This is a genomic window from Tenacibaculum halocynthiae, assembly GCF_964512825.1.
Classification (GTDB): domain Bacteria; phylum Bacteroidota; class Bacteroidia; order Flavobacteriales; family Flavobacteriaceae; genus Polaribacter; species Polaribacter halocynthiae.
The window spans coordinates 16,932-40,587 of the sequence record NZ_CAZELG010000036.1; the positions used below are offsets into that span (position 1 = coordinate 16,932).

The 23,656-nt window shown below is 29.7% G+C and carries 26 protein-coding genes and 1 tRNA gene; 23 read left to right on the forward strand and 4 right to left on the reverse strand.

From position 1 onward, the window contains the following. Window positions 1–5: 5 nt before the first annotated feature. Both ACKTTQ_RS13705 and ACKTTQ_RS13710 read right to left on the reverse strand, forming a co-directional pair. Entirely contained in the window at window positions 6–467 is a 462-nt protein-coding gene (locus ACKTTQ_RS13705; protein WP_408049525.1) for a hypothetical protein, read from the reverse strand. A gap of 21 nt (window positions 468–488) precedes the next feature. Then, complete coding sequence (locus ACKTTQ_RS13710) at window positions 489–1,082, reverse strand: N-acetylmuramoyl-L-alanine amidase (RefSeq protein ID WP_299135517.1); 594 nt, start codon at window positions 1,080–1,082, stop codon at window positions 489–491. A 112-nt stretch (window positions 1,083–1,194) separates the two neighbouring features. On the opposite strand from ACKTTQ_RS13710, the gene ACKTTQ_RS13715 reads away from it, so the two are divergent. From ACKTTQ_RS13715 to ACKTTQ_RS13815, 21 genes are all read left to right on the forward strand, one after another. Next, on the forward strand, window positions 1,195–1,911 hold the full coding sequence (locus ACKTTQ_RS13715; RefSeq protein ID WP_408049526.1) for a hypothetical protein: 717 nt from the start codon (window positions 1,195–1,197) through the stop codon (window positions 1,909–1,911). A gap of 10 nt (window positions 1,912–1,921) precedes the next feature. Beyond that, entirely contained in the window at window positions 1,922–2,077 is a 156-nt protein-coding gene (locus ACKTTQ_RS13720; RefSeq protein WP_299135515.1) for a hypothetical protein, read from the forward strand. A gap of 106 nt (window positions 2,078–2,183) precedes the next feature. Beyond that, window positions 2,184–3,440, forward strand: a complete 1,257-nt coding sequence (locus ACKTTQ_RS13725) for a DUF2586 domain-containing protein (protein WP_408049527.1) — start codon at window positions 2,184–2,186, stop codon at window positions 3,438–3,440. A gap of 22 nt (window positions 3,441–3,462) precedes the next feature. Continuing rightward, complete coding sequence (locus tag ACKTTQ_RS13730) at window positions 3,463–3,891, forward strand: hypothetical protein (RefSeq protein ID WP_299135512.1); 429 nt, start codon at window positions 3,463–3,465, stop codon at window positions 3,889–3,891. A gap of 195 nt (window positions 3,892–4,086) precedes the next feature. Then, window positions 4,087–4,422: a hypothetical protein gene (locus ACKTTQ_RS13735; RefSeq protein WP_299135511.1), complete on the forward strand. Its 336-nt coding sequence runs from the start codon at window positions 4,087–4,089 to the stop codon at window positions 4,420–4,422. Between the two features lie 82 nt (window positions 4,423–4,504). Next, a complete protein-coding gene (locus ACKTTQ_RS13740) occupies window positions 4,505–8,422 on the forward strand; it encodes a hypothetical protein (protein WP_408049528.1) in 3,918 nt (1,305 codons plus the stop codon). 5 nt (window positions 8,423–8,427) lie between these two features. Next, window positions 8,428–9,078 carry a hypothetical protein gene (locus ACKTTQ_RS13745; protein WP_408049529.1) on the forward strand — a complete coding sequence of 217 codons (651 nt, stop codon included), beginning with the start codon at window positions 8,428–8,430 and terminating at the stop codon, window positions 9,076–9,078. Window positions 9,079–9,223: 145 nt separating this feature from the next. After that, window positions 9,224–9,562: a hypothetical protein gene (locus tag ACKTTQ_RS13750; protein WP_408049530.1), complete on the forward strand. Its 339-nt coding sequence runs from the start codon at window positions 9,224–9,226 to the stop codon at window positions 9,560–9,562. 359 nt (window positions 9,563–9,921) lie between these two features. Further along, window positions 9,922–10,137, forward strand: coding sequence for a hypothetical protein (locus tag ACKTTQ_RS13755; RefSeq protein ID WP_408049531.1), 216 nt, complete (start codon window positions 9,922–9,924; stop codon window positions 10,135–10,137). 3 nt (window positions 10,138–10,140) lie between these two features. Then, on the forward strand, window positions 10,141–10,617 hold the full coding sequence (locus ACKTTQ_RS13760) for a hypothetical protein (protein ID WP_408049532.1): 477 nt from the start codon (window positions 10,141–10,143) through the stop codon (window positions 10,615–10,617). A gap of 14 nt (window positions 10,618–10,631) precedes the next feature. After that, window positions 10,632–11,207 (forward strand): DUF6046 domain-containing protein, encoded by a 576-nt coding sequence (locus ACKTTQ_RS13765; protein WP_299135503.1) that lies wholly within the window; start codon window positions 10,632–10,634, stop codon window positions 11,205–11,207. Beyond that, the gene (locus ACKTTQ_RS13770) at window positions 11,200–12,537 is read left to right on the forward strand and encodes a hypothetical protein (protein WP_299135502.1); all 1,338 of its coding nucleotides are present in this window, start codon (window positions 11,200–11,202) and stop codon (window positions 12,535–12,537) included. The genes ACKTTQ_RS13765 and ACKTTQ_RS13770 overlap by 8 nt, the downstream gene beginning before the upstream one ends. A 2-nt stretch (window positions 12,538–12,539) precedes the next feature. Beyond that, window positions 12,540–13,415 carry a hypothetical protein gene (locus ACKTTQ_RS13775; protein WP_299135501.1) on the forward strand — a complete coding sequence of 292 codons (876 nt, stop codon included), beginning with the start codon at window positions 12,540–12,542 and terminating at the stop codon, window positions 13,413–13,415. Further along, window positions 13,415–13,615: a hypothetical protein gene (locus tag ACKTTQ_RS13780; RefSeq protein ID WP_299135500.1), complete on the forward strand. Its 201-nt coding sequence runs from the start codon at window positions 13,415–13,417 to the stop codon at window positions 13,613–13,615. The genes ACKTTQ_RS13775 and ACKTTQ_RS13780 overlap by 1 nt, the downstream gene beginning before the upstream one ends. A 4-nt stretch (window positions 13,616–13,619) precedes the next feature. After that, window positions 13,620–13,913 (forward strand): hypothetical protein, encoded by a 294-nt coding sequence (locus ACKTTQ_RS13785; protein WP_299135499.1) that lies wholly within the window; start codon window positions 13,620–13,622, stop codon window positions 13,911–13,913. Then, entirely contained in the window at window positions 13,900–14,343 is a 444-nt protein-coding gene (locus ACKTTQ_RS13790; protein ID WP_408049533.1) for a hypothetical protein, read from the forward strand. The genes ACKTTQ_RS13785 and ACKTTQ_RS13790 overlap by 14 nt, the downstream gene beginning before the upstream one ends. 67 nt (window positions 14,344–14,410) lie before the next feature. After that, complete coding sequence (locus ACKTTQ_RS13795) at window positions 14,411–15,418, forward strand: hypothetical protein (protein ID WP_299135497.1); 1,008 nt, start codon at window positions 14,411–14,413, stop codon at window positions 15,416–15,418. 15 nt (window positions 15,419–15,433) lie between these two features. Continuing rightward, window positions 15,434–16,231 carry a hypothetical protein gene (locus ACKTTQ_RS13800; protein WP_299135496.1) on the forward strand — a complete coding sequence of 266 codons (798 nt, stop codon included), beginning with the start codon at window positions 15,434–15,436 and terminating at the stop codon, window positions 16,229–16,231. Between the two features lie 40 nt (window positions 16,232–16,271). After that, complete coding sequence (locus ACKTTQ_RS13805; RefSeq protein ID WP_408049534.1) at window positions 16,272–18,851, forward strand: PKD domain-containing protein; 2,580 nt, start codon at window positions 16,272–16,274, stop codon at window positions 18,849–18,851. Between the two features lie 133 nt (window positions 18,852–18,984). Continuing rightward, complete coding sequence (locus tag ACKTTQ_RS13810; protein ID WP_299135494.1) at window positions 18,985–19,452, forward strand: hypothetical protein; 468 nt, start codon at window positions 18,985–18,987, stop codon at window positions 19,450–19,452. Between the two features lie 11 nt (window positions 19,453–19,463). Beyond that, entirely contained in the window at window positions 19,464–20,411 is a 948-nt protein-coding gene (locus ACKTTQ_RS13815; protein WP_299135493.1) for a hypothetical protein, read from the forward strand. Window positions 20,412–20,473: 62 nt separating this feature from the next. Here ACKTTQ_RS13815 and ACKTTQ_RS13820 read toward each other — a convergent pair. Next, window positions 20,474–20,547 (reverse strand) — tRNA-Ile (locus ACKTTQ_RS13820). 52 nt (window positions 20,548–20,599) lie between these two features. Beyond that, complete coding sequence (locus ACKTTQ_RS13825) at window positions 20,600–21,571, reverse strand: polyprenyl synthetase family protein (protein ID WP_093871989.1); 972 nt, start codon at window positions 21,569–21,571, stop codon at window positions 20,600–20,602. A 126-nt stretch (window positions 21,572–21,697) separates the two neighbouring features. On the opposite strand from ACKTTQ_RS13825, the gene ACKTTQ_RS13830 reads away from it, so the two are divergent. Together ACKTTQ_RS13830 and ACKTTQ_RS13835 are read left to right on the forward strand one after the other, a co-directional pair. Next, a complete protein-coding gene (locus ACKTTQ_RS13830; RefSeq protein WP_113787599.1) occupies window positions 21,698–22,309 on the forward strand; it encodes a TetR/AcrR family transcriptional regulator in 612 nt (203 codons plus the stop codon). A gap of 2 nt (window positions 22,310–22,311) precedes the next feature. Continuing rightward, a complete protein-coding gene (locus ACKTTQ_RS13835) occupies window positions 22,312–23,655 on the forward strand; it encodes a TolC family protein (RefSeq protein ID WP_408049535.1) in 1,344 nt (447 codons plus the stop codon). Window position 23,656 lies beyond the last annotated feature (1 nt).

A 23,656-nucleotide genomic window follows, 5' to 3' on the forward strand; every position in this document is an offset into this window, starting at 1 on the left:
GTAAATTAATTTTTTGAAATAAGTTCTAATAATTGATTTTTCAGAGCGGTTTCCTTCTTCCCTTCATATTGAAGAAGTAAATTCATAGCTTCTGTTATTTGTGTTTTAGCTTCCTTAACGAAAAAAGGAGACAGTTTTTCTTTTTCTTTCCATCTTTTAAAAAATCCTGCAAGTAAATTTTTGTTTTCATTGGCTAAAATTTGCCACATTTCATACGTTAATTCATTATTAGGCTTATATTTTTCGTATTCAACAATCTTAGCAATTTCATTTTCTAAATGCAGAATTTCTGTAATATTGTCTTGATATAGCGAAGTAGCTTTATCAATAAGTCTAATAGCATCAACTTTAATTTCTGTTGTTTTTTGATACGAAAATTGATCGTAAGGAGCTGTTTTTAAAGCGTTACAAGAAATTAAAAAGCTTGTGGCTAAAAGTAATAAATAATTGAGTTTAATCTTTTTCATAATAAAAATATTAGTGGTTAATTAAAAAAGTTCTTTTTTTACACGAAGGATAGCTTTAACGTGGTAATTTATTATTTGTTGCCTTCCTTCTTTTGTTTTTAAAATAGTATTAAATTCATCAAAATTATCCATAAAAAAACTTTCTGTAAGAATAGCAGGCATTTTAGTTTTTGTAAGAACATAAAATCGTTGTTCTTTATCCAAATCACCATCACTAAAATCTGTACGTAAATGATTTTTAGGGAATTGTTCTTTGTATTCCTCACCAAAAATAGTAGCAATTTTGTCACTTTTAGTATTTCCTGGTGAAGTGAAAATTTCGCTACCTTTTCCGCCTCCAGCATTAGAGTGAATACTTAAATAAAAGCAGTTGTTTTTAGGTAGTTTATTAGCTCTTTTAACACGAGTTTCTAAACGTACATCTCTATATTCAGGAGCAATATTGACATAGGGTATTTGAAGTTCTGTAAGTTGCTCTATTATTCCATTTACAATAGCTCTATTGAACTCGCCTTCATAAATAATTCCTTTACTTCCCCAGTCTTTTCTTTTTCCATTGGTTTGGTATTTTCCATTAATAAGACCTCCATGTCCATTGTCAAGTAGTACAATCATAGTAGTTAATTTTTTATGATAAAATTAATAAATAATTAATGATTTTTTTGAAAATCTCTCGTTTTTTTTTATAGTTTTACAGTGAAAGAATAATTTTAAAAAAAATAAAACTATGATCTTGAAAGATTATTATGCCCAAAAGAAGGGCCTTATTTCTGTGCTCATAAATAAAGGAGCAGTCCCAAATAAACAAATTTCAATAGCCTTATTTAACGACTTAGTATTTAAAGAAAAATCAAAGGCAAAATTTCCATTGGTTATGTTTAAATATAATAATGTTGTTTGGAATACATCGTCAGAAAACGAATACAAAGCAGATGTTGATTTTAGTGTTTTTGTAGTGTTAAAATCAGATTTTGAAAATGATTATTTAGAAAACTTCGAATTGGTAAAAAAAATAGATAAAGCTATTTTACTACACCCAACTCAATCAGAATTAATTGAAAATAATGAAGCGTTAGCATCAGGAACAACCACAGAGAGGTTAATACCTAATTCTGCATTTAAAGTTCGAGAAGGACAATATACAGTAGAGGACGATAATTGGGAAAAAAATGAATTTTTTATATGGGAAATTAATTATAAAACTACGTTAGTTGAAAAAGAGTACAAGAAAAAATATGCTATGGTAAGTAATGGGGCATTTGTAGAAAATGACCTGAGTACGAAAAAGAAGAAAGAAAATGTAAAAGAAAACTTAGAGAAGTTAGGATATAATCTTGATGATTATCATGAAGTGATGCATGAAGGTAAAAAACTCCTAGTGTATAAAAAAATAAACGAAAAATTAATAATAAATAAAAAAGAAATAAACCTTCAAACTAAATAAGAAAAATAAAATGAGAAGAAATTTAAATTTAACTAAAAAGAGAAAAGAGTTTGTTCAATACTATATTGATAGCAACCAACAGAAACAAATGAAATTAATAGTTTCTGAGCTATCTGAAAGATTATTTTTATCAGAGCGTACCATTTATAATATCATAAACGAATAAGTTTTTTACTGAAACTACAGTATAGAGATTTAAAAATTACAGGTTAATAAAAATTGGTAATCTATTTTTATGGTATTAAAAAAAATGTTTAAAAAATTAAAAAAATATGGGCGTACTATTTAATGATGTAGTCATCAACAAACTCTCAGGAGGTTTAGGTCGTAGAACACCAAGTAAAGACATGGTTTCAGGATTATTGTTTAACACTTCAGTTGTTTCAGTTAGGAAAACAAAACAAAGTGTTGCAAAACCAAAACAAGTATTAGAAAAAGATAAGGTATATCGTTTAGCATCATTAAAAGATGCAAAAGCTTTAGGTATAGATGAATCATATGATGTAAATGGAATATCAGCATTTTATCAGATTTCTCAGTTTTTTAGAATGAATCCTTCAGGAGATTTATTTATAATGGCTTCAGAGGAACCAAATTATAGTGCTTTGGTAGAGAATAAGGTAGAAGAAATGTTAATGAAGACTAATGGTGATGTTCGCCAGTTAGCAGTTATATATAATGGAGCTACAGAGTTTTCAGAGTTAACAAGAGTTGTAACTCATGCTAAAACGGTTACTGAAAAAGCATTTGAAGATTTTAGACCTTTAGAAGTTATTTTAGAAGGAAAAGGTTTTGATCCAAAAAAAGTTACTGATTTAGGTGGTTTTAATGCAGAAAATGTTTCTGTAGTAATTGCTATGGATAAAGAAGTGGTAGCTACTAATGCTAACTATAACAATACAGCTGCAGTAGGAGTTTTATTAGGAGCAGTATCAAAAGCAAAAGTATCTGAAAATATCGCATGGGTAGAAAAATTTAATCTTACAGGTGAAGGTTTTCGTTCAGTTGGTTTTGTAGGAGGAAAAGAACTTCTTTCTGAAGGTCAAATGAAAACGTTAGACGAAGCAAGGTATATTTTTACACGTAAACACACAGGAGTACCTGGGGTTTATTTTAATGATAGCCATACTTGTACACAACGTACATCTGATTTTGCATTCATTGAAGCAAACAGAACTATTAATAAAGCAGCACGTATTACACGTACAGCCTTATTGCCAAAGTTAAATTCACCAGTATTAGTAGACCCTGATACAGGAAAGTTAGCACCAACAGTAGTAAAAGGGTACGAAACTTTATGTAAGGCGGCTTTAGAAAGAATGATTAGCAACGAAGAGGTTTCTGAAATTGAAGTTTACATCAATCCAAACCAAGATATACTAGCTAATTCAGAACTTCAAATTGAAATGTCAGTAGTGCCAATGGGAACTGCTCGTAGAATTATTGTGAATTTAGGATTTAAAAACCCATTTCAATTAAAAGCTGTATCAGTAGGAGCTCCAGCTCCAACACCAAGCCCATCAAATTAAAAAATTGTAAAAACGAAAAAATATGTCTCAATTACCATTAATAAACGGTCAGCGCCACAGCTGGTCATCTATAGAAGTAAATTTATTAGATCGTATTGTAACTGGTATTACTGCCATTAGTTACGACGATTCAGAAGCAAAAGAAAACCATTATGGTGCAGGAAATATGCCTGTGCATAGAGGTAGAGGTCGTTATGAAGCAAATGCATCTTTTACTTTATATAACTATGAAGTAGAAGCTATACAAACATCATTGCCAAGAGGAAAACGTATGCAAGATGTACCTCCTTTTGATGTGAAAATTAGTTTTTTAGAAGATGGAAGCGATCAAATAGTAACGCACGTAATACGTAATTGTGAGTTTAAGTCTAATAACAGAAACATGAGTCAAGGAGATACTAAAATTGAAGTATCGTTAGATCTTATTGTGTCTCATATTGAATGGAACTAAAAAAAACTAAAGTTAGTAGTTCGTTTATACAAGATTGCTAACAATAACTATCAGTTCTAGATGAGATTGAGAACTAATGCCAAATTAAATAGCTAATTTAAATTGGTGAGATAGTACTAAAAAGAAGTGTCCCGTTTTATATTGAGTTATCAAAATAAAACGGGATTTTTAATAAACACGCTATAAAATAGTATTATGGAAAACGAAACAGTACAAATATTAGACGGAAATATTACTGAGGTACAACTAAAACATTGGAAACATAAACATAAAAGAGTAGTAAAGTTATCGGTTGAAGATGATGATGGAAAAACATTGCACGCATATTTTAAAAAACCAAGTATAGCTATTCGGTCAGCAGTATTACAAGCTTCAAAAATGGATGAGTTTAAAGCTTTAGAGGTACTATTTAAAAATTGTTTTTTAGGGGGAGATCATGCTATTGAAGAAGAGGATGACTTACGATTAAATATTACCACTTCATTTTCTGATTTTATTCAGCCTAAGCCTGTTAAAATAGAGGTTTTGTAAGACAAAATAATTTAAGGGTTTAACTTTTAGAAGGATATAAGTACTATTAATCCTTCTAATTTAATGTTTTTCTTTCAGAGTAATGGAGAATAAATTGCACACTATAAAGATAAAAAGTACTGATGGTAGCTCTAGAGCAGAGTTTAGAAGGCAGTTTCATTTAATATGGAATAAGCTAGATATAGAGCGTCATAGAGTGAAAAAAGAAGAAAATAAGGTTAGAGAGAATTTAATTGCTTCGGGTTTGTCAGTAACAAATTACACTGAGCCAATTCCACCTAAAATAGATTTGAATTTACTAGTTGAAGAAGGAGAGTATACTGCCGAAGAATATAAGCAATTTATATCTCAAGAAATGGCAATTGTTACCGAAGAAAGAAAAGAGATAATACCTTTTTCAGAATTTGAATCAACAAAACCTGAGAAAAAACCTACTACTACTACTACTACTACTACTACACAAAAAATAAAGGTGTTAAATACACCAATGTTAATTCAAATAATTGAAGAGAATAAACACTTAATAAAAATAGAGGTTAGATTATTAGATGATTTAAAAGCTCTTTTAGCTACAGGGAGTTTAGATACTTATGGAGTAATTACTAATAAAAAGTATTCGGCTTTAATAAATTTTATAAATACGAATTATAAAGGGTACAAAGCTCATAGGTTTTTAAGAGAGTCATCAGGAAGTGGTAAAGAAGAAAACATATATATAACAAAATCAGGTGTAGATGTTACTAAAGAAAACCTCATAAAACTTATTAAAAAAAGATATTTAATAACTCCTAGTGATGTTAAAGAAGTTAATGTGTTTTGGGAAAATATTATTCAAAAAATAAAAAACAAAGAACTTTCGGTAAACGATGTGTTACTTAATCCGAATTATGCAGAATTACTTCATTACATAGAAAATTTTGAACAAGGGATACCAAAGCAAAAAGTAAATGTAGAAAAATATAGAGAAGCTTTAATTCATAAAGTGGCTCAGGTTTATAATGAAAAAAAGAGGGTTAGAGATAAAACGTTATTAGAAAAATTAAAAAATCACTCTATCTCATTACTAGATATAATGAAGGAGAATCAAGAGGTTTTTTTGATTTTGAGTGCATTAGAAATAGATATACAGCAGTTTAATGAATATAAACTATACCCTAAATTAAATTTAATTTATAAAGAGTTTGCATTAAGTAAATGGTATGCAAAATTAGGAGTAAATAATATTTATTTTAAAGGGGCAACTAGTGAAATTATAATAAATAAAGATGGTACTTATAGTTATTTATTAGATGATATTACAATTAATGCACTAGTAATTAATTTAGAAAAGAAAACTACTTATTGGGGCAGTATTAGGCATTATGAAGCAGAAACTAAGCATGTTTTTGAGTATTTAATAAAAAAAGCTGGTAAAATTAGTTCTTTCAGGGGAGCTGTACCCTATGTAAAAGACCATAAAATAAAGGCAAAAGGATTTGCTAGTTTAGTAATTGATAATTTTAAATTTAGCATTCACGGTTTTTCTTCTCCTGAAGATTTTGATATAAAACTTGATCTTCGCCCTGAATATATAAAAGCATCTGCAAAGCTACATCATGGTACTTACAGTTATTATTTGCATTTTAAAGATGAAAAAGGTGATCAAAAAAGGTATTATCTGCAAACAAAAGATTATTTAGCTTTTGAAATGTTGGTAAAAAAATTAGGGGTGAACCTTGAAGTGTCTTTTACAGAACCGTTAGCTAATGTATATATTGAAGGAATACGTAAATCAAAAAATCAACCAAATAAATTAAGTAGGTACTTTGCTTCGTTACCAACAAGTGCTTATAGAACAAGTGCGAATTTACGTATAGATACCTTTACAAAAGTTGAGTTAGAAGGGTATTTAGAAAAAATGCTAAGTAAAACTTTTACTTGGGATGCTGGCTTAAGTGGGGCAAATGAAGAGATAGCGTTACTAAGTGTATTAAGGGCTATGAAGCCTGAAGATATGTATACATTTTTACACAAGCGTACAGATTTACTATATGAAATTGTTGATAGGGTAGATGGTGCTGAATATGAACGTTTGTTAAAGTATTTAGGACAGTATATTCCTATTTTTGATGCTAAATCTAAAGTTCCAAGAGCATTGTATTTAAGTGAAAGCTCATATATAGGAAGAAAAATCCATATAGAATCGAGTGATTGGAAAGGAGAAAATACTATTTCTTTTGATAACCACAACCAAAGCAGTTTTATATTTAAATATGGTAAAAAAGTAGCTTTAAATGAAGGTTCATTTACTTTTCATCCTTTAGAACTGGTAGCTATAAAAACGGTAATAAACGGAAAAGAAGTAGGTACCTTAAAAGTACCAGCATTTTATTTATATAAAAAATTAGAAAGCCAAAGTAATTGGGATACGTTTGAGTTTTTATTAGATTTAGTAAGTGTAGCCTCTATTTATGGATCTGTTCGATTCCTAGCTACTTCCGCAATAAAACATGCAGGGAAAAAAGTAGTTAAAAAAGAATTACTAAAACGGGCATTAGCTGTCGCCAATATAGCAAAAGAAACAAGTTCTTTCGCTATACGATCTGAGGAGATTACTGAATGGATGTTAGAAAATAAGTACGAAAATTTATTAACTACCTGGAAAATACTTGATACAACAGGAGATTTAATATACTTAGGAAGCAGTTTAAAAAGTCTTAAAAAAATAAACCTTAAAAAAGTAAAGGAGGGAGTACAGCGAGGTTTTGATAAAAACATAGTAGAAAGCTATACAAAGTTTAAGCAATATATATATGAAGTTGATGAGGTAATACAAAAACTTGTACAAGAAGGGAAAGAGGTGCCAGCTAAGCTTAGCCAGCATATGTTTGATTTAGAAAAAGACCTAAATATTTTCTTAGACAATGTAATAGTAGCAAACGGACCAGAGTACCAGTTGGCATTTGCAATGTTAGATAATAGTGCTAAAACTGGTAAAAAACTTAATTTTGATGCTGCTTTCGATGCTGTTGATAATGGAAGAAATACTAGAAAGGCTGAAAGAGTAGCTAAAGAATTAGCAAAAAAAGCAGCTATAAAGAAAAAGTACGGCATTGAGCATTTAACAGCACAACAGTCTAAGTATTTTGAGGCTATAGAAGAGCTTAATATTACAAATAAAGAATTACTTGAGAAAGTAATACAGCATGGTAAAAACACATCTGGTCTTACTATTACTCCTAAAAAAGTTGTGGACAATATTAAAAAAGGATGGAAGTATGATAAAGTTACTAATAAATGGAGAAATCCAAGCAAAATAAGAAAAGACCGAATTAAGGAAACTATTAGAATCCTTAAAGAGAGGGGGTATGATCATTTAGTAAAATTAGCAGAACAAACTAAAAAGTATGCAAAAATTCATGATGAAGGATTAAAAAAGTTTATACTTAACGCTACTGACGAAAAATTTAATGAATATTTAAATATTTTTAGAGTAGGCGGTAAAGCAGGAAACGCCTTTATGCCCTATTACAAACAATTAGGTGAAGGTTTGGAAGCCTTAAGGAAAACAGGTAAAAAAATAGAAAAGGTATCATCTAAAGAATTGAAAAAAGTGATGAAGGGGTATGAGAGACATCACCAAATTATGTTGAATATAATGAAAGAAAACCCAACTTTTCAAAAGGTAATGGATTGGGCATTAAGTAGGAAGCCTCCTTTAACGATAGGCTTTAATGAATTCAAGCAAAATATTATTATATTAGCTAAAGAGCAACATGGATATCATAATGTTAGAACTGGAAAAATGCATGATATAATAAGTGAAGTTGAAAATGTTTTTGAGAAGCATACCCAGTCTGCTATTTTAAAAATAGATCAATTGAAGAATACTATTAAGCATAATGATGAAAAAAGTTTTAAGAAAGCTTTTAATCAAATAGAAGACATCCTTGAGGAAGAAACTGAATTAATTGTAAAAAAAGTAATTCAGGTTAATAATGGTAAATTAGATAATTTATAAAATTTATGGAGTTTAAAGTTTTTAACTTAAAAATAGGAGTAACATATAAAAACAATGAAAATGAAATAATATGTTCTTTACTGGATGGAGAAAAAGCTTTTCCAGGTGGGACAGGTTACTTTTTCCCTAGACATATAGATGAGTATAGGGAAGTAACCAGAATAGAAGATTATCATGGTTGGATAGGAGCTTGTGTGAATTACAGTTTCAACGGACCTATTGTTTCTAAAAAAATGAAAAAAGTTTTAAGTAGGTTTAATATTTATAATAGTGTTTTTCATAAAAGTAAAGTTATTTTTAAGCAGAATGATTATGAATATTATGTATGGGAATTAAAAGGAGGAGGCTTTGATAAGTATATTAATTTTAAAAATAGCACTTTTTGTGAATGGAAAAGAAATAAGAAAATAGGAATTGATTATGTAAAAGCTGAAGGTGAAGAAAATTTGAATGATATTGAATATACTAAAGGTTGGAGAAGATGGGGGTTTGAACGAGCTGTAATGAAACCAGAATTCAAAGAAATAGATTGTATGGCAATGCCATATCCTTATGGTATTTTAATTAGTGAACGGTTAAAAAATGCCTTGGAAGAAGCAGAGCTTACAGGTTTTGAAATAACACCTTTTCCTGTTGAGTTTGAGTATTTGAAGTAGAAATTAGTTTCTGATAAATTTGAATTATTTTTATTAGCTCAGAAGATTTCTTTTCAAAAACTTAATAATATTTAAAGAGGCAAGATTTTTGGTATATTTAAAAACTAGAATTTAGTATAAATTATTAATTGCTAAAATTAAAAAAATGAAAACTATATCTATTATTGCTGTTTTATGCTTGTCGTTTGTAATTGCGCAACCAAAAACAAAAGAAGTGGCTAAAAATTTAAATTCATGTGAGTTTGAAGGGAAAAAGTTATATGGTAAAATAAAACTGGTAGAATATGCATCACAGGCAGATGTTAAAGTGAAAATAGTAAATAATTTCCCTGATTTAAAAGTGAAATTTGTAGAGAACTTTGCTGATGAATGTGGTGAATGGCAAATTGTAGAAAACAATGAAGATTTAAAAGTGTACATCACAGAAAGTTTCCCAGATATTAAAATTCAACCAGTAACATCTTTTCCTGGTTTGGTTAAATAATACGTAGTATAAAATAGTTAAAGAGGTATATATGCTCTCGATATTTATTCATTTTGAATAAATATCGAGAGTTATTTTTTTGTGCTCTTCCTAAAAGTTTCACATATCTCAATGGTGAAAAAATTATATAAGATAGTTTGTTTTTACTGGTGTAAAAATTCAGATAGTATATTGGATTAATGTTGTTGTTTTATGCAAGAGTAGATTATTGACTAATAGTTGGAAATCAAAAAAATACAAACGAACGAAAAATAACACGTTTATAAATTTACTGCAAACACAGGAAAAGGAACCTCTAAAAATTCGTGTAACAGAATCATCTTTTTATTTTTATAACTCACCAAAGAAGAAGATGAAATATGAGTTTACTTACAGATAATGATAGCTTTTTTGACTTAAATGAAAATCCAAAAATACCTGATGTTTCGGTTGTAGGTAAAGCATTTATGAATGCTCAAAATCAACAACCAAAAGTTGTAATAGGTAATTTAACGGTAGCACAAGTGGTGAAAGAAACGCCAAGTAAAACGTTAAGAGAAGAATTAGAAATAATACGAAGAGATACTCAATTATAATTTATGGCAGAAATAGCATTGAAAATAGAAGAGTGGAAAAAAATATATAAAGAGGTAATTAAAGTAACCTCAGAAGAGGAAATTGCTTATTTAAAAAAACCAACAGTAGCTACAGTACAAAAATTTAAAGAGTTAAAAGAAGAAGATCAGTACAAAGCATTAGCTTTTATCTTTAAAGAATGTGTATTAGAAGATAAAGTATATGAAGATGAATTTATACTCTCAGCAAGTAAATCATTATTAGAAAAAATACCAAAAGCTGTTGAAAGCACTATAAGTAAAGAAGTAGGAGTAGATGAGATTAAAAAATCGGCAGCTTTAGTACGACACTACTTTAATAAAGATCCGTATGCTATGCCAATTGATGAGTTTCATCAATTAGTAGGAGAAGCTTTATGGTTACAGGAATATAAAAATAAGCAATTAGAAATGACATTGTCAAACGTGTTGGTGAAAACATTTGCAAATAATTCATTTTAAAAAAGAAAAAGAAAATGGCATTTAATATAAAGCTAAAAAATGCATTAAGTCAATATGAGACACTTATTGATTATGCGGCACAAGAAGTAGTTGATTTAGGAGTTACCGAGTTCAAAGACTTTATTGTAGATAAAAAAGGAGGTGAATTTAATTTACCTGTATTTGCTCCCTTAGTATTTGAACCTTTAATAAAAAAAGATCTTGTACTTCCGTTTTTACGAATAGATGCAGTAAATATTTCAACAAGTAGGTCTAAAAATATCGTAAAAACAGCAATTGAAGGAAGAGATCATACTGTTAAAGAGCATATTTCTAATGGAGATTTTAGTATTTCTGTTGAAGGATTAATTGCAGACGATGGATATACAAAAGAGTATCCAAAAGGGAAGTTGTTTTTATTAAAGCAATTTTTACACGCACCTTATGCATTAAGAGTAACACATGCTATTTTAAATCGATTAGGAGTGTATGAGATAGTAATAGATAGTTATAGTATACCTTCTATAGATGGGGTGAAAAATATCCAGAAATTTTCATTTCAAGCAACTTCAGATGAACCTATAGAACTAATTATTAGAGATAATGCTTAATTTAAATTGCAAAATAAAAGTATATGAAACGAAGGATTTACAACCTTCAGGGAAAGTATATCAATTTACACATGTAAAAAATATAGCTATAAATTCATCGTATAAAAATTTTACAGATACTGCTACTATAACAATACCAAAAGCTATTGTTGCTAATAAATTAAATGATACACTAGGTATTGAAATTGCTAGAAGATTACCTGTTGATTTAAAAGAAAGAAGTGTTCATGAGTTTTTTAAGATCGATTATTATGTCGAAATTTTTTTAGGATATAACGGAGATTCTAAACCTGCTTTTAGGGGGTACATAAGAGAAGTAAAAGGTGATGCGCCTGTGCAAATTGAATGTGATGACATGATGTACTACTTGAAAAAGTACAAAATGGTTGCAAGAGATAAAGCTAAAGAGGTTAAAGAAGAGGATGAGAAAAATCAAATTCCAAAGAATAACTCAAAGACAGTTAATACTCCTATAGAGACTTTAAAGAGTAGATTAAAAGAGATAAATATTCCTTTTTATGATGCAACTAAAATAACAATTGAAAGTATAGGAGATTTAGTAATTGATAGACGTTGGAATATTGTTCAGTTTTTAAAAGAACTCAGAAATAAATTTGATATTTATTCATATTTCAGATTAGAAAAAGACGGAGATGTTTATAAGAGTGTATTATACATAACTAACAACCCTTGTTTGTATAAAGAAAATGAGATCAATACTTTTTTGGAAAAATATAAAAATATTGAAGTGAAAACACCGCTGCCAAAAGCATTGTTAAAAAGAGCTATTTCTTTAACAGGAATTGGTGACGTATTAAATTTTTTTAAAAAGGATGATACGTATATAGGTGAAGGGCGATTTCGTTTTCATTACAATATAATTAATGATAGTTTAAAAGTAACTGAGGAGGAAGTAAAAAAAGTACGCATAAGAGCAGAAGAATACTATGTTAACTCAAACATACCAATTGCTTCAGAAATTGGAGATCCAGATGGAGCGCTAGTAAAAAAATACGTTTTTCATAATAATGAAGAAGAATTAGATTTTGAAGATCCTATTAAATGTAAAAAAAAGATAGAGGAAATAAAAGCAAAATTAGAAGTGATTTCAGGATTACGATTAGCTAAGTTAAAACAAACAGGACTTACTGGTACTATTACAACTTTTGGAGAACCTTTTATGAGACCATTAGATAAAATAAGTCTTGAAAATTCAGAAGATTCTGAAAAAGCAGGTGTATTTCAAGTAGAAGAAGTTCAGCGTAGTTATGGAACTAGTGGGTATAGACAAGTAATAACAGTAGGAAGGTTGCTTAAAAAAGAAAAATAAAGATGGAAGGAGCAAATACTATAATAGAGCAAATTGCTAATGGAGAAGGAACCATACAAACGTATGCGGCTAAAGTAATCGCTGTAAATAGAGAAGAGAAATCAACTCATAACTCAGAAGAAGCCTTTACAGTAAATGTACTAAGGTCAGATGGAGCAGAAATAAAAAATGTTAGATTAAAAGCATCTGTACAAGATAAAGAGCAAGGGGTTGTGTGTGTGCCGAAATTAAATAGCTGGGTTCTTGTGTCAATTATTGAAACTACAGAAACTAGAGCTTTCATTTCTCAATATTCTGAAATAGAAAAAATATTTTTACGTATCAAGGATAATGAAAATAAGTTTTTTGAATTGCAATCTGATGTGAATTCTACAAGTCTGTTATTTAAGAAAGAAGAAAAAAAAGATAAAAAAATAACACATAAAAATAGCACGAGTTTAGAATTTAATGGTGTAGAAAAAGCATTAAATGTTAAGTTTTGGAATGAAGAAGAAGAGAATAAGGTAATTCATGAAACTACAATAGGTTATGATAAAGTAGAAACATTATTTATAAATCCAGATGATGATAAAGTGTTACAAAAAACAACTTTAGATGCTACAAAAGTGGCTGTAGATTTTGATGAAGGGTTGGGTTATCAAACTCTTATGGATAAGGATAAAGTACAGTTTGATTATCAAAATGAAAATGCACCAGATGAAAAACTTCACTTTAAAATGGAGAAACTTTTTAAGGTAGAAGCAAATGGGAAAAACTTAAAAGATGAAATTGAGGGCTTTATAGATGTAGTGTCAAAAATAGTAGTTGTACAAGGAACAAGCCCAGATGTAGGTAAATTAATAACAATTAAAAATAATATTTCCAAAATTTTAGAATAATGCCATTAGTTAAAATAACATTAGAAACTGCTATAAAAGCAGCATTAGAAAAAAATCAAAAACCTAATGGAGGAGATAACCCTGAACAACAAATAGAAGCATCTATTAATGATTTGGCTAAAGATTTAACTGATGCAATACATAACTATATTAAGTCAGCAACAATAATAACTCCTCACGGACCGGGTTCAATATCATAAATATATGGAAGACTTTAAATTAAATGAAGAAATGGATTTAGCATTTGAAAATGGAGATTTTTCTATTGAAAATACTGATCAACAAAACATAGAACTTATTTTATTAACTCATAAAGGAAGTTTTAAAGAATATCCAATATTAGGTGTGGGTATTACTGATTATTTAAAAAGTCCTGAAATAATTTCAAGACTTCGATTGGAAAATGAAATAAATAATCAGTTAGAATACGACAATTTTACGATAAAGGAAGTAGATGTTAATAATCTTGAAAATATACATATAGATGGGAATTATTAGATTAGAAGAAAATCAAAACCTATTTGATGCTACATTACAAGAATATGGTAGCATAGAAGGGTTGTTTGAATTATTAGAAGCTAATGAAATAACTAATATAGCTCCTGTAAATAATGAAACAGAAATTTCGGTTTATAATGATTTAGAAGTAAAGGGTAAAATAGCAAAAAGAGATATTGTAGAATACTATATCTCAAGAGGTAAAAAACCAGCAACTAAATTGTCTAAAAATGAATTAGAACTGTTAGTGAAATCTAAAGATTGTGAAGGGATAGAATGTATGGAGATTGAACACGATTTTATTGTGTATAAAGAACCAGAGTTGAAGCCTAAAAACTGTATAGAAGAAATAATTTACAATCAAAAGGATGAAGGTATCGGGTATATGGAAGTAGCTCAAGACTTCATAGTGCACAAGAAAGAAGAATAAAAATTACATAGATGTTTGTTGAAGTAAATGTTACTATAAATCATCTAACATAAAAAGAAAAATAAAAATGGCTCGTACAATTGCAGAAATACAACAAGAAATATTAGTAGAAAAAGAAAAATACAGTGAACTATCAGCTTTAACAAGTACATCAAAAACAGCTGTATGGAAATTGTGGGTGTATATAGTGTCTACTGCTATTTGGTTACACGAAAAAATAGTAGAAAGAAATGCACTGCTTTCACGTCCACATACACTTAATTGGTATAAAGAACAAGCGCTTGGTTTTTTATATGGAATTGGAGATGATGTAGATAAAGGAGCAATAAATTTAGAATGGAGAGATGGGTATTTTCAATATCCTAAATTATCTGAAGAGAAAGTAAAAGAGTTGAGTATTATAAAACACTGTGCTATTTCAGAAAGATTGTTTGATGAAGTAGAGAAAAAAGGAGATCAAGATTTAAATAGCGAAAACTTATCAAATATAATAAGTGAGTACTACTACAATCAAGTTGGGGTGTTAACGCTAAAAGTAGCTAAAGAAGTAGGTGGAAAAAAAGTGCCACTAGAGCTACAGGAAAAAAGAGCTTTTCGTGCCTATATGAATCAAATTAAAGATGCTGGTACTCAAATACGAGTAGTGTCAAATAAAGGGGATATTATTTTTATTGAGTTAGAGGTATATGTAGATCCTTTAGTAATTTATACAGAAAACGAAACGGATTCAGATAAACAAAATGTAGGTAAGTTGCTTAATAATTTAGCTATTAGTCCTGTTGAAGATGCTATAAACGAATATGTTTCTACTTTGGAATTTAATGGCGCTTTCGTGCCTACTTACTTAATTGATAAAGTTCAAAAAGTACCAGGTGTAGCATTACCTCTTTTAAGAAAGATATCAATTAAAAAAGAAGGTGAAGATACTGAAAATGTTGTTTATAATGATTCAGATGCTAAAAAGGAAACTCCATTTTTTGTGGCAAATTCAGGGTATTTTAATCTAGATTCTGATAGTTTAAATATTACGTATAAGCCATACAATCTTCAAACAAATCCTAATTTTAATGTTTAGATCCTGATAAAAATTATGTTTAAAAAATATACAGAAATACATTGGGGTAAAACATTGTTAATGTTACTACCACCTTTATTACGTAAGAAGAAACAAGCCGTTTGGTTACAAGTTTTATCAACTCCATTACAAAGTTTATATAAAGATACTTTATATAAAATGCAGCATAATGGACAAGTAATGTACTTAGAAAAAGTATTGAATGAACTTTTTAATCCAGGGGTAAAGTATACTTATAGTACATCAATAGAAGATAAGATTGAGAAAGGATACATTTTTATTGAAGATGCATTTAGGCCAAGAGCTCAATATTTATATACACATAATGAAATTGAAAATAATGGAGATGAGGCTATTATAGTAACAAGAAATGGAGAAGTATTAAAAGATGAAACAAGGTATAAGAACTTTTTGTATTTATCTGGAGCTTCAGATTTTGATAGTACTGAGTTCTTTAATTTTAGAATATATATACCAGGGAACTTGATAGTATCCTATGAGAAATACAAAGAAGTACTTTCATGTTTAAATGGTAAACTAGAAAGTGGAATGATCACTATTAAAGAACAATCAGAACAAATACAGGAATTGGCAGAGATGTTAATAGGTAAAAAAGATAGTTCGTTTAGTAAACATCCTGATGCTATAAAAATAACAAGTGCTAAGTTTCATAAAGTGGTCAATTATTATAAACTAGCAGGGAAAAGTTATGAAACACATACCTATAAATATTCCAAAAAAACAACGTTAGATACAGTACGAAAAGATAAAGAAGAAAAGCAATCTTTAAAGAAGTACATGTACGTTAAATAATAGTTAGGGTTGATTTAAAATAATAAAAAAAAATAAAGAAATGAAAAGAGTTGTATTCGGTTACGGAGGAGGTTTTCCTTTAGAGCAAGAAACATTAATGCAAATACAAGAGGCATATTCTGAAGATATGTTAGAAGCATTATTTGCACAATGGGGGTTAGATTCTGGTAAGAAATATTTAATAAAGAAAGCTACTGAAAATGAAGATGGCTGGGTTGTTTTACCTATTGAAATTTTAGTAGAAGGTAAAGAAGATACTAGTGAAGGAAGAAAAGAGATAAAGCTTCAGTTAGTAAGGTTATTGTATAATAAAGGAGGTGCTAGAGTAAGTGTTGAAGATGTTAGAGCAGGAGAAAAAGGAAGTTTACAATATGCTAGTGGAACTAAAAATAAAGTATACGAAGAGTTTATTGCGAAACTAGTACTATCTGGAGGTAATTACGATCTGTCTAACTTTAATAAGTTAAAAACAATTAAAGAATTGACAGATGAGGTATCTAACAATGAAACTCAAATAAATACGATTAAAGAAGCGTACTTGCCTCGAAATGGGTCAAAACCAATGACAGGAAATTTACATCTTGGAGAGGAGAAATCTAGTGTAACTAATGGGGAAGATGGTACAAAGTTGTTTTTTAAAGGCACAGGGAATAATACAGATAATGTTTTTATAAATAAGCATACCCCTAGTTCAGACACCACAGAGTTAAGAGTGAGTATAGGAGACAATACTGATCAGGGGGGAAGAGATGCTTTTGTGGTTGGAGGAGCAGTAGCTGGTCAAGAAACTTGGAGAGAAAAATTCAGGGTTCAAACAGATGGTAAAGTTGGTATTGGAGTGTCTGATCCAGATAAAAGTTTAGAAGTTGATGCTAGAGGAGAAAGCTTAAAGTTTAAAAATTTAAAAAACGTATCTAGTCAAACACCATTAGTTATTGATGCTGAGGGTAATGTCGGTAAAAACACTACAGGTATTAGTAGTGCTAACTTTTTACCAGGAATGGTAATGATGTGGAGTGGAGACCCTACTACTGTGCCAGTTGGTTGGATACTTTGTGATGGAAGAACAGGAATTAATGGAATTAAAATACCAGATTTAAGAGGTCGGTTTATTGTAGGATATGACTCAAGAAAGTCTACTTCTCCTGTTAATACTTCTTCAAAGAACACAGAAAATTATGGTAAAATTCATAATACTGGAGGGTTAGGTACTGTTAAGTTGGAAATAAGTGAAATGCCAAGGCATAAGCATGAGTGGAAATATGGGACAGAAAAAGATGATGATAATTCAGGAGGATCACATAACGAGTTTACATTAATTCCTAAAGGGAATAATTATGTTAGCCCAATAGAGGATGCAGGAGGAGATAGTCCACACGAAAACCGCCCACCTTATTACGTATTAGCTTTTATTATTTATGTGGGAGATTATAATGTTTTACCTGTAGTAAATGCAGGTAAAAATCAAATAATTAAGTTGCCAACAAATAGCGCAACGCTTTCTGGTAGTGCAAGCGATAGCGATGGTACTATTTCTAGTACAATTTGGAGTCAAGGTTCTAGTAACCCTAGTGGGGCTGTTATAGTAAGTAATAATACTTTAACAACTCAAGTTACAGGTCTGGTTCAAGGAAATTATACGTTTAAACTTACAGTTAAAGACAATGAAGGAGCTGTAGTAAATGATACTGTTGTTGTAGCGGTTCATGCTCCTGTAATATTTAGTGCTTTTGGAGTTCTTAAGTTTAAGTTAGATGGTTCTCCTCAAAATAATATTCCAATTGGTATTGATGGGAAAGTAAAAGTTCGAATGTCATCAAGTTATAATTGGCAATTGGAAAATAAGCCAGATTTTATGACGATTACTCCTAATAGTGGAAGCGGAACAGAAGTTCTTACTGTAACAATTGAACCTACTAGTGTTAAACGTAGTGGAACTATATCTTTTTTAAATGAAAATAATGAACGAGCTTCTTTAGCTTGGAGTCAAGAGTCAATAGTTATCGGTCCAGGTGGCGGTGGCGGAGGTGGAGGCGGAGGTTGCTTCGATCTTGAATCTGACGTTTTAATGGCTACAGGCAGAAGTAAAAAACTTAAAAATATTGTAGTAGGTGATGAATTAAGAGTGTTCGGATTTACTAAGTTATTACCAGCAGGTAAAGAAGAATTTAGGCTGTTAAGTGAGTTGATTAAAGGAGCAACTAAAGAGGTTGGTAAAGTAGTAGATTTCGGTACTAAAAAAGTGAGCGAATATCGAAAAATAACATTATTAAATGGTGAGATATTACATGTTACTCCTTCGCACCCAATATTAGCAAGTAGAGATAAGGAAGAAGTAGCTTGGTTGTTACCTGATGATTTAAGAGGTGGTTATTATATAGTTGATAAAAATGGAGTTTTGGTTGAGATCGAGTCGAAAAAGACTATAAAAGAACCATTGGAAATAGGCCTTTTACAGCTAGAAAAAGGTGATAATTATTTTGTGGAAGGTTGTATGGTACACAATGCGAAAATTATAAGAGCAGAAGCTAGAGTTGTTGGAGATATAGAAGCAAAGCCAATAGCTAGAGTAGATGTTTTAGATAAACTACCTGAAGAGGTGTCAATTAGAAATAATTAAAAGAGAAGTTTAATAGAAAATTTAATGTTTGTAATCAATGAATGGGATAGTTAGTTTTTACTAAGTTTATTCCATTCGTTTTTATAAGCTAGATCTTATATGTAGAATTTTTAAGAAGTTAAATTAAAATGATATGAAAAAATCGAAAGAAGTGCTTAAATCCTATTTTCAAGCTGGAGATAAGCCAACACAAGTACAATTTGAAGATTTAATTGATAGTTTAGTACATCAAGATGATGAAACTAAAATATATATATCTAAAGTAGAAATAAATGATAGAGGAGATACTGTAGTAGGATTGTCAAATAGAGGATCTATAACAGTTCCAAAACCTAAGATTTCTCAGGATAATAAAATAAGAGTAATAGATTTAGGCGATGTGCGACTTTTTCCAGGTCATTCTGAAGGTGGGCGTAGAGAAATTAATATAGCAAGACCTATAGAAGGTGGAGTTATGGGGCCATTACCGATTGGTGGAATTGTTAGAGGTGTTGAGAAATTATTAGTGAATATTTTAAATAAATCGAACCCTCCAATTACTATTTTAGAAGATGAAATAGTGATTTTTGAATATAATTTAGTTGAGCAAATGCAAAGTTAATAAAAAAGGATATGAGTAAAAGAAGATTTTTAATTAAAGGAGGAAAAGGGAAAATAGGAGTTGGTGAAAGGCAAATTCATCCACAAGAAATTATTCCTATTTATGAAGATAATTCCTTGTTGTTTGCAGGAATTAGTAGAAGATTACAAGGTGTTGAGTTTTTAGGTGGTAGAAATAGAAGTGTTTTACATTATGATAGAGTTCCTTTCATTCAAATGAAAAATGATACTTTTTCAAATTCGGCACTATTTTTTAATCCAAATCCCTATGCTATAGTAAAAAACACAAAAGATGAATTTTTCTTTGGTATTGATAGAATCAAACCAAATTCTAGATTCAATCCTCAGGGTGCAGTTATTAAGTTAGATATAAATTTATATAATGATCCTTTTAACCCTGTACCGGTTTCTTTTTACTGTTTGGCTGATGAAAAAATAACATTTCAAGATAATAAGCGAGTATTTTATAAGCTTTATCCAAGTAACAGCGGTGTTTTGTCATTTAACTTTAGAAATTCAGGTTTTTATAATTTTTCTATTATAAGAGAAGGAGTGAGTATTAAAGACAATACTTCAACAGTTGAACTTAAAAAAATAAAAGTGTCCCTTTCTGCAGCTCAATTAATTGCAGGAAAAGCCGTAAGTTTAATTCCAGCGCAAGGAAAAGATACTGTTATAGAGTTGATTTCTACTGTTTATAAATTTAATGTGGGTAGTTCTGTATTTAATAATTCAGCTGGGCTAAAGTTTCAAATAGGAGCAGAAGATATGTTTAATGGCTCAAGAGTGGTTTATATTTCTAGTACAACAAGTTATATAGAGAAATTTACTTATGCAGAAACTGAATCACAAAGATTACAGGAACATGCTCCTTTAAAAGTAGTGCCATCAGGAACTTTGCCAACATTAGGAGATGGTTCAGTTGATTTTTATTTAACTTACAGAGTTATTAATTTATAAGTTAAAAAGTATATTAAATAAAAAAAGCACTTACATTTATGTAAGTGCTTTTTGATTAAAAGTGGTCCCACGAGGACTCGAACCTCGGACCACCTGATTATGAGTCAGGTGCTCTAACCAACTGAGCTATAGGACCCGTTATTTTGGGTGTGCAAAGATAGCATCTTTTTTAAAATACCAAACATTTTTTACACTTTTCTGTTCATTAAATTTTCACCAAAAGTGCGTAAGCCTTGCTTTGCGTCCTCATTTAGTGTCATGATATCTAAAAACTCGAACGACTTATTTGTGTAGTATTCAATAAGTTGTTGTGTGTGTTGAGGTATGTTATTATCAGTGAAAATAGAAGTTGTTTGCTTGATTTTTTCTTCAATATTTTTTTCTTTTCCATTAAATAAATTTAATAGATTTTCTCTATCAGAGGTGTTCGCTACTTCAAGAGCTTTTAAATATAAATATGTTTTCTTGTTTTCTATAATATCTCCAGCAATTTGTTTCCCAAAAGTATCTGGGTTTCCAAAAGTATCTAAGTAGTCATCTTGTAATTGAAAAGCAATACCTAAGTTTAAGCCATAATTATATAAATGTTGAGCTTGTTCTTCATCAGCTTCAGCTACAATAGCTCCCATTTTTAAAGCAGCAGCTACTAAAACAGAAGTTTTTAAACTAATCATTTTAATATACTCATCAATAGTAACATCATTTCTAGTTTCAAAATCAACATCTAACTGTTGTCCGTCGCAAACTTCTAAAGCGGTTTTGCTAAATAATTGAGCTAATTTTTGAAAAACAGCTGGTTTGTAGTTTTCAAAGTATTGATATGCTAGTATTAACATAGCATCACCAGATAAAATACCAGTATTTATATCCCATTTTTCATGAACAGTCTCTTTACCTCTTCTTAAAGGGGCATCATCCATAATGTCATCATGCACCAATGTAAAGTTATGAAAAACTTCTACAGCTAATGCAGCAGGAAGAGCCTCTGTATGACTTCCTGAGAAGATATCAGAAGCAATTAATGTTAAGATTGGTCTAATTCTCTTACCTCCCAATTGTAGAATATAATCTACTGGTTCGTATAGGTTTTTAGGCTCTCTTGTAAAGTTTTGTTTTTCTAAATAGGTTAAAAAGTCTGAATGATATTTTAATAAGTCCAAATCTGAAATTTTTTGTAAAAATAAGGTAAACAAAAAAAGTACACCCAAAAGAATGTTAAAAAAAGATTAAAACTTAGGAAACTTTTATTGTTTCCTAAGTTTCCTTTCGTAGATTTGCAAAGAATTATGAGAGATAAAATTTTAGAAAAATCGGGAGAAATGTTTTTAAACCTTGGGTTTAAAAGTGTTACTATGGATGATATAGCAAGGGAGCTGGGGATATCTAAAAAAACAATTTATAAGTATTTTCCTAATAAAGTTGGTTTGGTAGGAGCATCAACAGAAGCAGTTCAAGAAGCTATTGATGCAGCAATTTTATTTATTAAAGGACAAAAACATAATGCGATAGCTGAAGAGTTTGCTGTAAAAGCAATTTTTAAAGAGATGTTTAAAAACGCGAAAACGTCACCAATGTATCAACTTAAAAAGTATTATCCTGAAACATATGCTGAGTTAATGGAACGTGAAGCATGTATGTTCAGAGATTGCAATGTAGATAATTTAACAAAAGGGATTGAACAAGGACTGTATAGGGAAAACATAAAAATAGATTTAATAGTGAATTTTTATTTCACATTAATCTTTGGCGTTTTTGAAAGCGATTTATATGGGCATGAAATGAAAGAAGTAATGAAAATAGAATATGAAGTATTAGAATATCATATTAGAGCTATTGCTACTGAAAAAGGGATAGTAGAATTAGAGAAACAATTAAAAATCATAAATAAAAATCACTAACAATGAGAAAATACATATATAGTGTATTTGTATTCTTTTGTACGAGTTTTTTACTCGCACAAGAAAAAGAAATAAGTATATCAATGCAAGAGGCAATTGATTACGCTATAAAAAATAACTACAGCAATAAAATAGCTTCAAAAAATATTGAAGCTGCAAAAGAAAGGAAATGGGAAACAACAACAATTGGTTTACCTCAAATTGATGGAAAGGTAGATTATCAAAACTGGTTGAAACAGCAAGTTTCTTTATTGCCAGGAGAAATTGCAGGAGGTGCTCCTGGGTCTTTTGTACCTGTGAGATTTGGAACGCAACAAACAATGAATGCTTCCGTAACATTAAGACAATTACTATTTGATGGTTCTTATTTAGTTGGATTGCAATCTGCTAAAACATACTTAAAGATTTCTGAGCAGGCAAAAGAAAAAACTGTTTTAACAACAAGAGAAGCAGTAATTAACGCATATGGTAATGTTTTAATAACTGAAGAAACTATTAGTATTTTGGAGAAAAACAGAAAAGTTTTACAAAAAAACTTAAATGAAACTCAAAAAATATATGATAATGGATTAACTGAATTAGAAAATGTTGAGCAGCTACAAATAACTCTTGGTAATGTAGAAAACAATTTGAATAATGCGAAAAGAATGAAAGAAATTGCATATCAAATGTTAAATATATCATTAGGAAGTTCAATAGAAAAAAAGTTAGTGTTAACTGATTCGTTAAATAGCTTAGTGGTTACTAATACCGATTTAGATTTGCTAAGTAAAGTATTTGATGTTAAAAAACACATTGACTTTAAAATGGTTGAGAACGATCGTGAAAGTAAACGATTATTAATGAAGTTGGAACAAAGTAAAGCACTACCAAGCTTATCAGCTTTTGTTAATTATGGAGCTAATGCCAATTCAAATGATTTTAATTTTTTTAGTGGAGATCAAAAATGGTTTGATTATTCGTTGCTAGGAGTAACTTTAAATGTACCTATTTTTAGTAGTTTCGGAAGAAAGTCAAAAACAGCTAGGGCTAGAATTGAATTAGAGAATGCCGATATTAAAAAAGAAGAAGTAAAGCAAAAACTTCGCCTTCAAGCAAAATCAGCAAAAAGTGAATATCAACTAAGTATTGAAAATTATGATACTGCTAAGAAAAATTTAGCATTAGCAGAGCGAATAGAAAAAAAACAACAAATAAAGTTTTTTGAAGGGATATCTTCAAGTTTTGATTTGTTGCAAGCACAAAATCAATTGTATTCGCAACAAAATAATTATGTGCAATCGATGTTAAATGTCATTGCCAAAAAAGCCAAATTAGAAAACGCACTAAACATACCTATTAAATAAT